This is a genomic window from Streptomyces roseolus (assembly GCF_014649855.1).
Classification (GTDB): domain Bacteria; phylum Actinomycetota; class Actinomycetes; order Streptomycetales; family Streptomycetaceae; genus Streptomyces; species Streptomyces roseolus.
Genome location: NZ_BMTV01000018.1, coordinates 65,995 through 79,974 on the forward strand (window position 1 = coordinate 65,995; position 13,980 = coordinate 79,974).

16 protein-coding genes are annotated in these 13,980 nt (G+C 74.6%); 6 read left to right on the plus strand and 10 right to left on the minus strand.

All coding sequences use genetic code 11. From position 1 onward, the window contains the following. Window positions 1-10 precede the first annotated feature (10 nt). From IE245_RS21665 to IE245_RS21685, 5 genes are all read right to left on the minus strand, one after another. Window positions 11-1,165 carry an aminopeptidase P family protein gene (locus tag IE245_RS21665; RefSeq protein WP_189950088.1) on the minus strand — a complete coding sequence of 385 codons (1,155 nt, stop codon included), beginning with the start codon at window positions 1,163-1,165 and terminating at the stop codon, window positions 11-13. 86 nt (window positions 1,166-1,251) lie between these two features. Further along, complete coding sequence (locus tag IE245_RS21670; RefSeq protein WP_189950090.1) at window positions 1,252-2,211, minus strand: DUF1444 domain-containing protein; 960 nt, start codon at window positions 2,209-2,211, stop codon at window positions 1,252-1,254. Window positions 2,212-2,335: 124 nt separating this feature from the next. Beyond that, window positions 2,336-2,860, minus strand: a complete 525-nt coding sequence (locus IE245_RS21675; RefSeq protein ID WP_189950092.1) for a tetratricopeptide repeat protein — start codon at window positions 2,858-2,860, stop codon at window positions 2,336-2,338. A 16-nt stretch (window positions 2,861-2,876) separates the two neighbouring features. Continuing rightward, window positions 2,877-3,983, minus strand: a complete 1,107-nt coding sequence (locus IE245_RS21680) for a hypothetical protein (protein ID WP_189950094.1) — start codon at window positions 3,981-3,983, stop codon at window positions 2,877-2,879. Between the two features lie 29 nt (window positions 3,984-4,012). Next, window positions 4,013-4,639, minus strand: a complete 627-nt coding sequence (locus tag IE245_RS21685) for a nucleoside/nucleotide kinase family protein (protein WP_189950096.1) — start codon at window positions 4,637-4,639, stop codon at window positions 4,013-4,015. 158 nt (window positions 4,640-4,797) lie between these two features. Here IE245_RS21685 and IE245_RS21690 point away from each other — a divergent pair, with 158 nt between their 5' ends. Together IE245_RS21690 and fusA are read left to right on the plus strand one after the other, a co-directional pair. Beyond that, on the plus strand, window positions 4,798-5,205 hold the full coding sequence (locus IE245_RS21690) for a VOC family protein (protein WP_189950098.1): 408 nt from the start codon (window positions 4,798-4,800) through the stop codon (window positions 5,203-5,205). Window positions 5,206-5,476: 271 nt separating this feature from the next. Further along, the gene (gene fusA / locus IE245_RS21695; RefSeq protein ID WP_189950099.1) at window positions 5,477-7,489 is read left to right on the plus strand and encodes an elongation factor G; all 2,013 of its coding nucleotides are present in this window, start codon (window positions 5,477-5,479) and stop codon (window positions 7,487-7,489) included. On the opposite strand, the gene IE245_RS21700 is transcribed toward fusA, so the two are convergent. Then, complete coding sequence (locus IE245_RS21700; RefSeq protein WP_189950101.1) at window positions 7,486-7,920, minus strand: ATP-binding protein; 435 nt, start codon at window positions 7,918-7,920, stop codon at window positions 7,486-7,488. The two genes, fusA and IE245_RS21700, sit on opposite strands and share 4 nt — an antisense overlap. A 108-nt stretch (window positions 7,921-8,028) precedes the next feature. Here IE245_RS21700 and IE245_RS21705 point away from each other — a divergent pair, with 108 nt between their 5' ends. The 3 genes from IE245_RS21705 to IE245_RS21715 are packed head-to-tail and all read left to right on the plus strand — an operon-like array spanning window position 8,029 to window position 9,985. Next, window positions 8,029-8,904: a helix-turn-helix domain-containing protein gene (locus IE245_RS21705; protein WP_189950102.1), complete on the plus strand. Its 876-nt coding sequence runs from the start codon at window positions 8,029-8,031 to the stop codon at window positions 8,902-8,904. After that, complete coding sequence (locus IE245_RS21710) at window positions 8,901-9,140, plus strand: DUF397 domain-containing protein (RefSeq protein ID WP_189950104.1); 240 nt, start codon at window positions 8,901-8,903, stop codon at window positions 9,138-9,140. The genes IE245_RS21705 and IE245_RS21710 overlap by 4 nt, the downstream gene beginning before the upstream one ends. Window positions 9,141-9,196: 56 nt before the next feature. Next, complete coding sequence (locus IE245_RS21715; protein ID WP_189950106.1) at window positions 9,197-9,985, plus strand: SDR family NAD(P)-dependent oxidoreductase; 789 nt, start codon at window positions 9,197-9,199, stop codon at window positions 9,983-9,985. A gap of 82 nt (window positions 9,986-10,067) precedes the next feature. Here the strand turns inward: IE245_RS21715 and IE245_RS21720 are convergent, their stop codons facing one another. The 3 genes from IE245_RS21720 to IE245_RS21730 all read right to left on the minus strand — a co-directional run bounded on the left by IE245_RS21720 (window position 10,068) and on the right by IE245_RS21730 (window position 12,315). Then, window positions 10,068-10,934, minus strand: a complete 867-nt coding sequence (locus tag IE245_RS21720; RefSeq protein ID WP_189950108.1) for a GNAT family N-acetyltransferase — start codon at window positions 10,932-10,934, stop codon at window positions 10,068-10,070. 219 nt (window positions 10,935-11,153) lie between these two features. Further along, entirely contained in the window at window positions 11,154-11,720 is a 567-nt protein-coding gene (locus tag IE245_RS21725; RefSeq protein WP_189950110.1) for a TetR/AcrR family transcriptional regulator, read from the minus strand. 67 nt (window positions 11,721-11,787) lie between these two features. Beyond that, window positions 11,788-12,315 carry a hypothetical protein gene (locus IE245_RS21730; protein ID WP_189950112.1) on the minus strand — a complete coding sequence of 176 codons (528 nt, stop codon included), beginning with the start codon at window positions 12,313-12,315 and terminating at the stop codon, window positions 11,788-11,790. A gap of 100 nt (window positions 12,316-12,415) precedes the next feature. Here IE245_RS21730 and IE245_RS21735 point away from each other — a divergent pair, with 100 nt between their 5' ends. Continuing rightward, a complete protein-coding gene (locus IE245_RS21735) occupies window positions 12,416-12,811 on the plus strand; it encodes a PPOX class F420-dependent oxidoreductase (protein WP_189950114.1) in 396 nt (131 codons plus the stop codon). A gap of 286 nt (window positions 12,812-13,097) precedes the next feature. Here the strand turns inward: IE245_RS21735 and IE245_RS21740 are convergent, their stop codons facing one another. After that, window positions 13,098-13,730 carry a GNAT family N-acetyltransferase gene (locus IE245_RS21740; protein ID WP_189950116.1) on the minus strand — a complete coding sequence of 211 codons (633 nt, stop codon included), beginning with the start codon at window positions 13,728-13,730 and terminating at the stop codon, window positions 13,098-13,100. Window positions 13,731-13,980 lie beyond the last annotated feature (250 nt).

The window sequence follows — 13,980 nt, forward strand, 5'->3', positions numbered from 1 at the left end:
CCCGGCGGGGCTACTCCACGATCGCCATCTCGTGCGGGGTGGCGTTGAAGCGGCGGCCGGTGCCGTCCTCGGTCATCGTCACGATGTCCTCGATGCGGACGCCGAAGCGGCCGGGGAGGTACACGCCCGGTTCGATGGAGAAGCACATGCCGGGGACGACCGGCCGCGCCTCGCCCTCGATCATGTAGGGCGGCTCGTGGGTGGTGACGCCGATGCCGTGGCCGGTGCGGTGGATGAAGTACTCGCCGTACCCGGCGTCGGTGATGACCTCGCGGGCGGCGCGGTCGACGTCCTGGCAGGCGATGCCGGACCTCACGGCCTCGAAGCCGGCCTGCTGGGCCTCGCGGACCAGGTCGTGGACCCGGCGCTCCTCGTCGGTGGGTTCGCCGACGTGGACGGTGCGGGTGGTGTCGGAGCCGTAGCCGTGCTTGAGCCCGCCGAAGTCGAGGACGACCATGTCACCGTGCTCGATGACCCGCTCGCCGGCCTCGTGGTGCGGGTTGGCGCCGTTGGGGCCGGAGCCGACGACGGTGAAGTCGACCTGGGAGTGGCCGAAGTCCAGGAGCAGCCGGGCGAGGTCGGCGGCGACCTCGGTCTCGCGGCGGCCCGCGAACCGCACCTTGAGGATCTCCCCGTACGCCCGGTCGGCGGCGGCCCCGGCGGCCGCGATCCGGTCCAGCTCGTGGGCGTCCTTGACGGCCCGCAGCATCGGCAGGGCCTCGGTGAGGGAGACGTACGAGGTGCCGGGGAGGGCCTGCTGGAGGCCGAGGAGGTGCATCGCCCAGGCGTTGTCGCTGACGCCGAACCGCCCGTCCACGTCGAGGAGCGGCGCGGTGACGGCGTACGGGTCCTTGCCGTCGGTCCAGTCGCGGAGGGTCAGCGCGGGCGCGCCGACGGCCTTCTCCGCGTCGGGCGCCTCCAGGGTGGGGACGACGAGCACCGGGTCCTGGCCGGGGGCGATCACGAGGACGGTGAGCCGCTCGGTGATCGCGGTCGGCCGGTAGCCGGTCAGGTAGACGAGGTCGGGGCCGGGGGCGACGAGCACCCCGGCGAGTCCGGCGTCGGCGGCGGACGCGGCGGCACGGTCCATCCGGGCCCGGTAGTCGTCGGCGGTGAACGGCGTGGGGGCGTCACCGACTGCGTCGGCGGAGGCGGTCGTCGGCATGGGGTCTCCTTCGCGGTGGCGGACGGGCGGTCCTCCCCCGGCATCCTCCCCGCCGGATCCGGCCGCCGCGACCGGGCGGCGGCCCGTCAGCGCGGGCCCGGTCCCTGGGCGATGAGCCGTTCGAGGAGGTCCTGGAAGTCGTCGCCGACGACGATCCGCAGCTCGCCGTGCTCCTCGTCGTGTTCGCTGAGCTGGGTGAGCGTGCCGCCCCGCCACCAGAAGACGTACGGGCTGATGGCGCCCGGGGTGTCCTCGTACTCGGAGGCGGCGAAGGAGGCCATGGCGCCGAGCGCCGGGATGATCGAGGTGTCCCGGATGGGGTGGAAGGCGATCTGGTGCCGGAAGGGCACGGCGACGAGGGCGCCGTGCTCGCCGATCGGCAGGCCGGTGACCCGCTGGGCGAGGGCGTCGAGGTCGAGGACGCGGCTGGCGGTGTAGAAGGAGTCGCCGACGACGACCTCGAAGGACATGCCGTCGGCGTCCCGGACGGTCTCGTGTTCCTCGACGGGCAGCCCGCGCAGGTTCTTCAGGGCGCGGGCGCGCAGCTGGGCGGGGTCGCCGAGCCGGTCGAGGGCCTCGTCGGTGAGCATCATGACGCTCTCGGGCAGGTCGAGCGCGAGGACCTCGTACAGGCCGGGGGCGAGCGTCCTGGCGTAGCCGAAGGCGCCGGGGTCGATGCCCTCGCCGTTGACGACCCGGGGGTAGAGCTGGGCGCGGATCTGCTCGGGCGGCAGCGTGTCGAGGGCCGAGGGGCCGTCCAGGGTCCGCACCACGAGGGTGACGTGCCGGCGGATCAGGTCGGGCCAGACGCGGGGTCCGCGCCGGTCGCGGTGGCAGACGGCGGCGAGGTTGCCGAGGCCGAAGCGGCGCTGCTTGTCGTCCTGGACGGAGGAGGCGTAGACCGTGACCTCCAGGCCGAGTTCGGCGAAGGCCTCGCGGACGGTGGCGCGGAAGAGCGCGGCCTCCCGCTCGGAGAAGTAGGCGAACTCCGGGTCCCGGGGCGCGTCCTCGCCGTCCCGCTTCGGTGTCCTGCGCAGCCACCCCACGCCTGCCCTCCTTCCGTCGCCGTCGCGTTCAGCGTAGCGAGTGCGGCGGGGCCGTCACCGGCCGCCCGCCGAACTCGCCGCAGCCGGGAGCCGTCCCCGGCCGTCCCCGGGCGGTCCCGCGCCGTCAGGAGCCGTGCCGGGTCTGGAGGAGGTCGCGGGCGTAGTGGGCGAGGGAGCGGTTGTAGCGGGGCAGCAGCGGCGCGAGGGCGCCGAGGGCCAGCGACGCGGCCTCGCGGTCGCGGCCGGTGTCGGCGAGGGCGAGCGCGAGGAAGGCGTCGACGGCCGGGGCGAGGGCGAGCTCGTCGGCGTCGAGCCGCTCGGCGGGCAGGGCCCGCTCCTCGGTGAGCAGCTCCACGCTGCGGTCGGGCCGCCCGAGGTTCCGCAGGCTGCTCGCGAGCTGGATGACGGCCCGGCGCCGCCGCAGGCCGGTCAGTCCGAGCTCCAGGGCGCGCGTGTAGTGCCGGACGGCTTCGACGGGCTGCCCGGTGGAGTCGTGGGCGGCGCCGACCTCGAAGACGGCGGCGGCGTCCGTGTCGCCGCGTTCGGCGGCGAGCGCCGCGATCCGCTCCCGGAACTCCTCGGCGCCGAGGTCGTCGATCCGCTCCCAGAGGGCGGCGACCCGCCCCTCCCACCCGCTGTCGTCGCTCATGCGGCCACCCTAGCCACTAGTCGCCGCCACCACCGCCGCCGCCACCGTCGCCGCCACCGCCGCCGCTGTCCCCGCCGCCGTCTCCCCCGCCGGAGTCCCCGGCGTCGCCGCCGTCGGAGCCCCAGCCGTCGCCGCCGCCGGGTTCGTTGTCGGCGCGGGAGGTGCCGAGGTTGCTGTACCAGGGGCGGAGCCAGTCGGTGTCCACGGCGACGGGCTCGTACCCCTCCCTGATGCGCCACTGGGCGGGGAAGCGGGCGAGCCCGGTGGTGTCGCCGAGGCCGAACGCGGTGGCGAAGGCGTGCGCCATGACGGCGTCCAGCGGGTCGGAGGTCTCGTGGCCGACGGGGCCGAGCGGGAGCAGGAGCTGCCCGGGGACGGTGGGGGTCCGGCGGCGCGGCGGGCGGGCCAGGAGGGCGACGCGGACGCCGTCCCTGAGCAGCCAGGAGCTGGTGGCGCCGTGCCGCCGCAGCTCCCAGAGCCGGCCGACGGGCGAGGCCGGCCCGGGGAACTCGGCCTCCACCACGCTCTTCGACCTCCGCAGCTTCTTGTGCGTGAGCCGGAGCTCGGCCGTCACGTCGCCGACGGTGAGGGTGAGGCCGCGGGACGGCTGGGGCTCCTGCGGGTGGAAGCCGTACGGCGCCCGGATGCGGACGGCGGGGGCGTGCGGGCCCCAGACGTCGACGCGGACGAGCCGCCGGTCGACGGCGACGGTGACGTCGCCGTGGGGTCCGGGCGCGGTGCGGCGGGCCATCCACAGCGGTACGCCCTCGGCCCCGGCGCGCCGGGCGAGCTCGGCGACCCGCTCGGGCCCGCCGCTGAGCCGGACCGCGAGGCGCCCCAGCTCGTGGGCGAACGCGGCGGCCCGCCGCACCTTCAGCGGGGTGCTGGTGCCGGTGACGCGGACGACCGGGACGACGCCCGGGCCGTCGTCGAGGCGGGTCAGGGCCCGCTCGGACCCGCCGCCGCCGAGCCACTGCCCGCGCAGGTACGCCTCGGCCGTCGCGGCCAGGTTCAGCTCGGCGTGCGGGGTGAGGCGGCCGCCGCGCCGCAGCCCCTCCTCCGTCAGTTCGACCGTGCGGGCCAGTGGGTTCCACGACTTCTCGCCGTACAGGACTTCGTTCACGTCTCCCCCTGCGGTGTTCCTCGGGGCCGTCAGGGCCCCATGTTCACCACGCGGTCGGCGCGGTCGCGGTTGCGGGCGACGAGCAGGGCGTTCGCCTCGTCGGAGCGCCGCACCCAGGCCTCGGCGTCGGCGCGGCCGCGGCCGAAGGCGACGTGGCGGTCGACGAGCCGGGGCACGCGGACGGCGTCGGGGAGGTCGGCGTACCAGACCTCGTCGAGGAGCGGCCGGACGGCGGCCCACCCCTCGCCGTCGTGGAGGAGGTAGTTGCCCTCGGTGACGACGAGCGGGGTTCCGGCCGGCACGGGGACCGAGCCGGCGACCGGCTCCTCCAGGGCCCGGTCGAAGGCGGGCGCGTAGACGACGGTCCCCGGCTCGGGTGCGCGCAGCCGGGCGAGCAGGGCGGCGTACCCGGCGGCGTCGAAGGTGTCGGGCGCGCCCTTGCGGTCGGCCCGCCCGAGCCGCGCCAGCTCGGCCCCGGCGAGGTGGAAGCCGTCCATGGGGACGAGGACGGCGAGCCCGCCGAGCCGCTCGACGAGCCGCCCGGCGAGCGTCGACTTCCCGGCCCCGGGCGGCCCGGCGATCCCCAGGATCCGCCGCCCCTCTCCGGCGAGCTCCCGCGCCCGCCCGACCAGCTCCTCGAACTCCCGCACGTCCATGCGGCCGATTGTCGCAGCCCCCGGCGGTGGCCCCCGGACCCTCGGGGGGTCCCTCCCCCGACCCTCGTACGGACCCTCCTCGGGTCGAGGGTCGGGGCGGGCGCGACGCGGGGTCGTGCGGGTGGGTCGCCGTGCTTTCCGCGTATTACGTTGGGGTAATGCCGTCCATCGCACTCGTCACCCTCGTCGTCCGTGACTACGACGAGGCCATCGCCTTCTACACCGACGCCCTCGGCTTCGAGCTGGTCGAGGACACCGACCGGGGCAACGGCACCCGCTGGGTCGTCGTCCGTCCGGCCGGCTCCGGCGGCGTCGGCGGCCTCGGGAACGCCGGGCTGCTCCTCGCCCGCGCCAAGAACGACGAGGAGGAGGCCGCCATCGGCAACCAGACCGGCGGCCGGGTCGGATTCTTCCTCCACACCGACGACTTCGCCCGCGACCACGAGCGGATGTCGGCCGCCGGGGTGAAGTTCCTGGAGGAGCCCCGCCACGAGCCGTACGGCTCGGTCGCCGTCTTCGAGGACCTGTACGGCAACCGCTGGGACCTCCTCCAGCCGGCCGGCTAATTCGCTGTCGCCCGGGCCGCGCCGCTCCCTAGACTCGCGGCACGGCCCGCCGCCCGGTGCGCCGTGCCGAGCCATGTCGACCGAGGGGAGCCGGCCGTGCGCAGTCACCCGTCGGCTGTCCGCGCCCGCCGCTTCGACGTGATCCTCGCCTCTTCCGCCTGCCGGTGACGGCTGCGCGCCCGTCACCGCAGGACCGTGCCGTACGGATTCGGCCCGTACGGTCGGCAATCGCGCTGCCCTGTGTTCCCACAGCAGCGAAAGGCACGTCACCGTGCGCGTTCTCCCGAACCCCCGCGTCCGCAACCTCGGCATCCTCGCCCACGTCGACGCCGGCAAGACGACCGTCACCGAGCGGATCCTGTTCCTGACCGGCGCCGTCCACAAGCGGGGCGAGGTCCACGACGGCACGACCGTCACCGACTTCGACCCGCAGGAGCGGGAGCGCGGCATCACGATCTCCGCCGCCGCCGTCAGCTGCGCCTGGGACGGCCACCGGCTCGCCCTCATCGACACGCCCGGCCACGTCGACTTCTCCGACGAGGTCGAGCGCGCGCTGCGCGTCCTCGACGGCGCGGTCGCCGTCTTCGACGCGGTCGCGGGCGTCGAGCCGCAGAGCGAGACGGTGTGGCGGCAGGCCGACCGGCACGGCGTCCCCCGGATCGCGTTCGTCAACAAGATGGACCGGGCGGGCGCCGACCTCGACGCGGCCGTCGCCTCGATCCGCTCCCGCCTCGGCGCCGTCGCCCTCCCCGTCCAGCTGCCCATCGGACGGGAGGACGGCTTCCGGGGCGTCGTGGACCTCGTCCGGATGAGGGCGTACGTGTGGGACGGCGGCGGTCGTGAGGAGACCGACGTCCCCGCCCGGCTGAGGGACGAGGCGGTACGCCGCCGACGCGCCCTGGAGGAGGCCGTGGCGGAGCTGCACCCGGAGGCCCTGGAGGAGTTCTGCGCGGACGGGTCCCTGTCCGACGGGACGCTCGCACGGGCGCTGCGGGCGCTCACGTTGGCCGGCGCGGCCGTCGTGGTGCTGTGCGGCTCGGCGTACCGCGACCGCGGGATCGAACCGCTCCTGGACGCGGTCGTCGCCTACCTGCCCGCTCCCACCGACCGGCCCCCGGTCGGCGGCGGCGAGCGGGCCGCCGATCCGCACGCGCCGCTGGTCGCGCTCGCCTTCAAGGTGAACGCGGCCCCGACCGGCCGCATGACCTACGTCCGCGTCTACGCGGGCCACCTCACGAAGGGAACCACCGTGCTCGACACCGCCACCGGACGCACGGAGCGGATCTCGCGCGTGTTGCGCGTGCAGGCCGACCGCACGGCCGAGGTCTCTCTCGCCGTCGCCGGTGACATCGTCGCCGTCGTCGGCCCGAAGACCGTCCGCGCCGGCGCCACCCTGTGCGTCCCGGACGTGCCCGTCGTCCTCGAACCGCCGGTACCGGCCGCCCCGGTGGTCTCCATGGCCGTGGAGGCCCGCCGGAGCACCGACACCGGCCGGCTGGCCGCCGGGCTCGCCCGGCTCGCCGAGGAGGACCCGTCGCTGGTGGTGCGGACCGACCCGGAGACGGGCCAGACCGTCCTGTCGGGCCTCGGCGAGCTGCACCTGGAGGTCGCCGTGGAGCGGCTGCGGCGCGACCGGGACCTGGAGGTCACGGTCGGCCGCCCGCAGGTGGCGTACCGCGAGACGGTGGTGAAGGGCGTCACGGGCCTGCTCCACCGCCACGTCAAACAGGACGGCGGCGCGGGCCAGTTCGCCCACGTCGTCCTCGACGTCCAGCCCCTGGACGGGGACGCGGGAGAGGAGGGGTTCGTGTTCGCGTCGACGGTGACGGGCGGGCGGGTGCCGCAGGAGTACGTCCGCGCGGTCGAGGCCGGCTGCCGGGACGCCCTCGCCGAGGGCCCCCTCGGCGGGCACCAGGTCACCGGCGTCCGCGTCACGCTCACGGACGGCGCCACGCACCCGAAGGACTCCTCGGAACTGGCCTTCCGCACGGCGGGCCGCGCCGCGCTCCGGGAGGCGCTGCGCGCGAGCGCGATGACCCTCCTGGAGCCGGTGGCCGAAGTGACGGTCACCGTCCCCGCCGAGTCCGTCGGCACGGTCCTCGGCGACCTCGCGGCCCGCCGGGGCCGGGTCACGGACTCGCAGGTCAGGGGCGGTACGTCGGTGGTGACGGCGACGGTCCCGCTGGCCGAGCTCTTCGGCTACGCGACCCGCCTGCGCGGCCGCACCCAGGGCCGGGGCACCTTCGCCACCCGCCCGGCGGGCTACGAGCCCGCCCCCGCCTAGAGGTCCAGCTCGGCCCGTACCGTCTTCCCGACCGGTACGCGGTCGAGCACCTCCCACCGCGTCGCCAGCGCCCCGACGAGCAGCAGCCCCCGGCCGCCCTCGTCCAGCGGCCCCGGCGACGCGGCCGGGGCGGGCCGGCACTCGCCCCGGGTGTCGCTGACGTCGATCCGCAGGTGCAGCCCGGGCGCGTAGAGGAGCCCCAGCTCGCAGTCGCGCCCGGGCACGCGGCCGTGGGTCACGGCGTTGGCCGCCAGCTCGGCCGCGATGAGGCCCGCCGTCTCGGACAGCTCGGAGTCGTACGGGACGCCCCACTGGTGCAGTTGGTGAAGGGCCAGCCTGCGGGCGAGGCGGGCGCCGCGCGGGGTGGAGCTGAAGCGCTGCGCGAACATACGTACGGTGACGGGCCGTTTGCGCGCGAGGGGAGTCGTCATGTGGCCAATTTCGCGCCGATCATGGCGAGTTACCAGCTACCGGACTCGTACGCTGCGCTTGTACGGGTTCGTTCGCTGGACTGTACCGGTGACAGTCCGTGACCCTGGATGCGATCAACGCGGGCACACGGTGCGGGAGGTGACGGGGTGGCGGAGGACGTTCCCAAGAGAAGCGGCGATTCGGAGACGTCAGAGAGTCTGAAGGCGTTCGGGGAAGTACTCAAGGCCTTCCGCAAACGGGCGGGACTGACCCAGGAGCAGTTCGCGCCGAGGGTGGGGTACTCGGTGCCCATGGTCGCGTCGATCGAGCAGGGCAGGCGCGTGCCGTCGAAGAAGTTCGTGGACAAGGCGGAGGAGGTGCTGGACGCGTTCGGGGTGATCCGGGCGGCGGCGAAGCACCTGACGCGCAGGGCGGGGCTGGCGAAGTGGTTCGAGGAGTGGGCGGAGCTGGAGCCGCAGGCGGTGACGCTGTACACCTTCGAGAGTCGGCTGGTGCCGGGCCTGCTCCAGACGCCTGCGTACGCCCGGACGCTCTTCGAGAAGCAGCTTCCGGCGATGAGCGACGACAAGATCGAGACGAACCTGGCAGCCCGCCTGGAGCGTACGAGCATCCTCACGGAGCGGCCGGAAACGATCTACAGCTTCATCGTCGAGGAGTACGCTCTGCGCCGCCAAGTAGCCGAGCCTGACGTCATGCGCGAGCAGATCGACCACATCCTCGCCCTTGGTGAGCGGCGCAACATCGACATCCAGATCATGCCGCTTTCGCGCGGTCACCACGCGGGCCTTGACGGGCCCATGTGCCTCCTGGAGACCGAGAAGAACGTCTGGTACGCGTACAGCGAAGGCCAGGGGACCGGCCAGCTCACCTCCGAAGCCAAAGAGGTCAGCATCCTCCAGCAGCGGTATGCCAGGATGCGGGCACAGGCTCTGTCCGTAGAGGCGACCGTGGGCCTGTTGCGGGAGATCCGAGGAGCACTATGAGCACGACTGAACTGGCCTGGTTCAAGAGCAGCTACAGCACCGGGGACGGCGGCAACTGCATTGAGGTCGCCCTCTCCTGGCACAAGTCCAGCTACAGCAGCGGCGACGGCGACAACTGCGTCGAGGTGGCCACCTGCCCCTCCACCGTTCACGTCCGTGACTCCAAGGTCCCGGACGGGCCGCAGTTCGCGGTGGCGCCGGCCGCCTGGACGGAGTTCGTCGCCCAGCTCGCCTGAGACGTGGCGGGCACACGCCCGTTCCACGGGAACGGGCGTGTGCCAGGATGCGTGGCATGACCAACGAATCCGCCTCCCCGTACCTCTCCGGTCTCTTCTCGCTCGAAGGCCGCACCGCGCTCGTCACCGGGGGCAGCTCCGGGATCGGGCGGGCGATCGCCGGGGCGCTGGCCCGGGCGGGGGCGCGTGTCGTGGTCCTCGCGCGCAAGGAGGCGGAGCTGGTCGCGACCGTCGAGGAGCTGACGGCCGACGGGTGCCGGGCGGCGTGGGTGAGCGCGGACCTGAGCACGCGGGAGGGGATCCGGGCGGGCGCCGAGGCGGCGGCGGAGGTGTTCGGGGAGCCGGACATCCTGGTGAACTCCGCCGGGATCAACCTCCGTCCGCCCTTCGGGGAGCTGGGCGAGGACGTGTGGGACACGACGATGACCGTGAACCTGGAGGCGCCGTTCCTGCTGGGGCAGCGGTTCGGGCCGGGGATGGCCGAGCGGGGCTACGGGCGCATCATCCACGTCACCTCCCAGCAGGCGCACCGGGCGTTCGTGCAGAGCGGGGCGTACGGGGTGTCCAAGGGCGGTCTGGAGTCGCTGGCCCGTTCGCAGGCCGAGGCCTGGTCCTCGTACGGGGTCACCGCGAACACCCTCGTGCCGGGCTTCGTGATGACGCCGCTGAACGAGCGCCTCTCCTCCGACCCGGAGAAGGTCGCCGCGCTCGCCGCCCGGACGATGGTCGGGCGGAACGGTCTGCCCGAGGACTTCGCCGGCGCGGCCGTCTTCCTGGCGAGCCCCGCGTCCGCGTACGTGACGGGCCACTCCCTCTTCGTGGACGGCGGTTTCTCCGTCCACTGACCCCGGCCGACGGCCCGTGCCGCACGGGGTGCGGCACGGACTGGCCGTCGCAGAGGGACGCGCCACGGGTCGGGGGGCGATTTCAGGCGGCTCGACTGAGGTCCGGCCGTTCGGGCGACGGCTCGAATCCGGCCGCCCTGTAGGCGGCGACGGCGACGGCGTTCGAGGTCGGGGTGCCGACGAGGGCGCTGGACGCGCCCAGGTCGCGCAGCGCCGCCGCGGCGGCGACGCTGATCGCCGTGCCGTGGCCGCGACCGCGGTGGTCGGCGTGCACGCCCACCGGCTCCAGCAGGCCGGGCCTACCGGGCCCGGCCGACCAGACCGTCGCCGCGGCCACGGCCTCGCCCCGGTCGTCGTAGCCGATCAGGCAGCGGGCGTCGGCGTAGACCGGCCCGGCGGCGAGGGTGTGCCACCTCTCCTCGGTGAACGCCGGGCTGCCGAACGCCGAGCGGTGCACCGCGGTCCGCACCCCCGCCGTCTCCGGGCCTGCCACCTCGATCCGCAGGCCGGAGTCCCCCACCGGGTCGGCGAGGTCGCGGCGCAGCGGCGTCCACGGCTCGTCCGGCACCCAGCCCGCCTCCAGGAGGACCTCGCGGAGCAGGGCGCCGTCGGGGACTTCGAGGCCGGCCTTCCCGGCCGGCAGGACCCCGCGCTCCGGATCGTCGAGGTCCGCCCGCAGCCGGCGCGCCAGATCGCCGTCCCGCCGCAGCTCCGGCGCGGTCGTCAGGCGCAGCAGATCGGGGTCGTCCAGGTAGCCGACGGCGACGATCCGTCCGTCCGCGCTCCAGGTGCGGACGGCCGCGGCCAGCCTCTCCGCGCCGAGCGCCCAGGCCCAGCCGAGGTCTCCCGGGTGGAGTTGCAGGGGCGTGCGGTCGTCCTGCCACGCGCGGAGGGCGTCCACGGCCCCGGTCAGCCCGTCGACGCCGGGCTCGTCCAGAACGATCGTCATGTCCCGCATCCCACACCCTCGCGACGACCGGCCGCACCTGGTTTTGCCCGGCCGTCCGGATCCGGAGGACGCGGCCTCTCCGACCCGGGCTCTCCGGAGGAACGGCGGCACTCGCGCTCGGCGTCGAGGTTCTCCGGCTCCTCGAGCATGGTCACGCGCTCGGCGACCTCGGAGCGGAGGCCGCACGGATCGGATCCGGGGGTGCGAGGAGGGTGCGGCTCACAGGAGGCGCCGCACGGCCTGGACGATCGAGCGTCGGCGGTCGTCGGCGCTCTCGGCCTCGATCGCGGAGACGGGGACTCCGACGGCACTGCTCGGGTTCCACGCGAGGGCGAGACCCAGGACCAGGGTGAGGAGCGCGGTGGGGGAGAAGTCGGCGCCGGTGCCGTCCTCCTTCTGCACCGAGGCGAGCGCCTCCAGCTTCGCGTCGCGTGCCGGTGCCGCCACGGCCGGGTCCCGGTCGTGGCCGTCGCCGCGCTCCAGTCGGTGCCAGAGGGCGAGCCGGATGACCTCGGGATGCAGCAGGCAGTGGTCGAAGAGCCGCCCCGCGTATCCCGGGAGGTCGTCGGGCGTGAAGGGAACCGCGTTCAGGCCGTGGGTGACGTGGGCGTCGAAGACCGCGTCGAAGAGCCGGTCCTTGCTGCAGAAGTAGACGTAGATGAGGTTCTTGTTGGCAGCCGCCGCCTTGGCGATCCGGTCCACCCGGGCTCCGGCGATGCCGTGGGCGGCGAACTCGTCGGTGGCGGCCTGGAGGATGCGGGCCTTGGTTGCGTCTGCGCGGGACATGCGGGTCATCGTAACGAGGGGCCGACCAGTGAGATGTGCCCCTGGGGGGCGCCCGGGCCCGAGCCGGTCATTCGGTCCCGAAGGCGCCGAGGACCGCGTCCGACGCGACCAGCAGAACCGCGCACCACAGGGTGACCCCGGCCATCAGCCAGCGGATCAGCCGCCATCGGGGGATGCCCAGAGCGGCCCCGAGCAGGGACGATCCCCAGGTGCCGAAGAGGGCGGGCCCCACGATGCCGAAGCCCGCCGCGCCGTAGCGCTCGAAGACCCGCCGCGCCCGCCGGCCCGCCGCGCCGGAGAGCCGGTCGCCCGCCGGTGACCCGACGGCGGCCGCACCGGTGGGCGGTGCGCCGTCGGCGGAGGCGCCCGGCGCCGAACCGGCGCTCGCCGCGGGGGACTTCCGGCGCGCTCGCCAGGACTGCCAGCGCGACCGCGCCCGCTCCATGGCGAACACCGCGAAGACCACGCAACAGGCGGAGCCCAGAAGCACCGCGAGCAGCGCGACCGGACCGGGCAGGGAGAGCGAGAGGCCGAGGGGGATCGCGGGAGTGCCGAGGGCGAAGCCGGCGAGCAGGGTCCAGACGAATCTCCCCATGCGGTTCCCTCCAGCTGCGCCGTTCGCATCGTCACGCCCTGCCCTGCCATGCCATGCCATGCCGCGGCAGTCTAACTAACTAACCAGTTAGTCTACTCTCATGAATCATGTCGACGTGGTCTTCGACGAGTTGGCGGCCGGCAGGTACCTCCTCCTCACCACCTTCCGCCGGGACGGCAGGGCCGTCCCCACCCCGGTCTGGGTGATGCCGGACGGTCGGACGCTGGCCGTGTGGAGCGCCGCCGACGCCGGGAAGGTGAAGAGGATCCGCAACGACGGCCGGGTGCTGGTCGGCCCCTGCGACTGGCGGGGCAGGCCCCTGGGCGCCTCGACACCCGGCTTCGCGGAGGTGCTGGCGCCGGACGCGAGCGCGCATTTCACCGGCCTGATGAAACGCAAGTACGGGCTGCCCGCCAGAGTCGGGCTGCTCGCGGGCAGGCTGCGCACCGGCTCCGAACGCTCGGTGGGAATCCGGATCCGGCTGGACGGCCGGTAGCGCAGGGACGTCGCCCATGCCGAAGGGGCCCCGCCGCGACGGCCCGCCCATGGCGGGCCGTCGCGGCGGGGCCCCCACCTCGCTGCCGCTCCCCGTGACGGGGTCGCTGACGGCGCCCCGGGGGGCGGCCCGGTTCCGACCGCGGAGGCCCGGGAAGTCGAACCCTCGCCACACCGGTCGGTGCGGTTCGCCCTCGCTCGCGACCGAAGCCACGTCGACGGTCACCGCGTTCGGCACCCCGGGCACCGTGCGCGGCCTCCCGGACAGCGGGCCTGACGCGGCACCATCAGGCGCCGGGTCGGTGGACGAAGCCGTTCAGGGGCGCGAGGACCTTCCAGCCGAGCGTCTCGTAGAGCGCCCGGCCCGGGACGGTCGCGCCGAGGACGCCCTCGGTCACGCCGGCGGCGAGGGCCGCGTCGGTGAGGAGGCCCATGACCACCGTGCCGAGGCCGCGCCGCCGGTGGGCCGGTTCGGTGACGATCCGGTCGTAGACGCAGGCGGCGTCGGTCAGTCCGGCGAGGCCGGAGGCGGCGAGTTCCCCGCCGGCGTCACTGAGGACGCGTACCGAGACGACGCCGTCGGTGGTCTCGACGGCGGCCGTGTAGCCGTCCGGCATCCGTACGGGCGCGGGGCGCAGGTCGACGGCCATCAGGAAGCAGGGGTCGACGGGTTCCCAGGTCGGCGGGAACCAGGGCCGCATGGCGTCCAGGGTCAGGAACGCCTTGACGCAGACGGCGGGTTCGGTGATCGACCCGATGAGCGCACGGGCGGTGGCGGCGTCCGCGTCGAGCAGGACGTGCCGGACGGTCCGGGCCGGCTGCCCGGCGTCGATCCGGAGCCCCCAGGGCACGTCCACCGGCCGCGACGCCCGCCGGGCCACGGCCCAGCCCTCGACCCACCGGCGTCCTGTCCGTGTCATCGGCCTCCCCCGTCCGTCGTCCGTCACGGGTCTCATTGTGCGGGGGCACGGACCGCACGCGGCCTCCCCGCCGCGGGCCGGGGCGCGGACGGCGCCGAAGAGTTCGGCGAGGGACCCCTCGCGAGCCATCGCCGAAACGTTTCCTCGGCCGGTCTCCCGCCCCGGACCGCCTCCCGCACCCTCCGCAGCCGCTCCGGCACCCTGCGTGATCTGCGAAAAGGGCCTGCGCGCGGGCGTTTCTTCTGCTGAG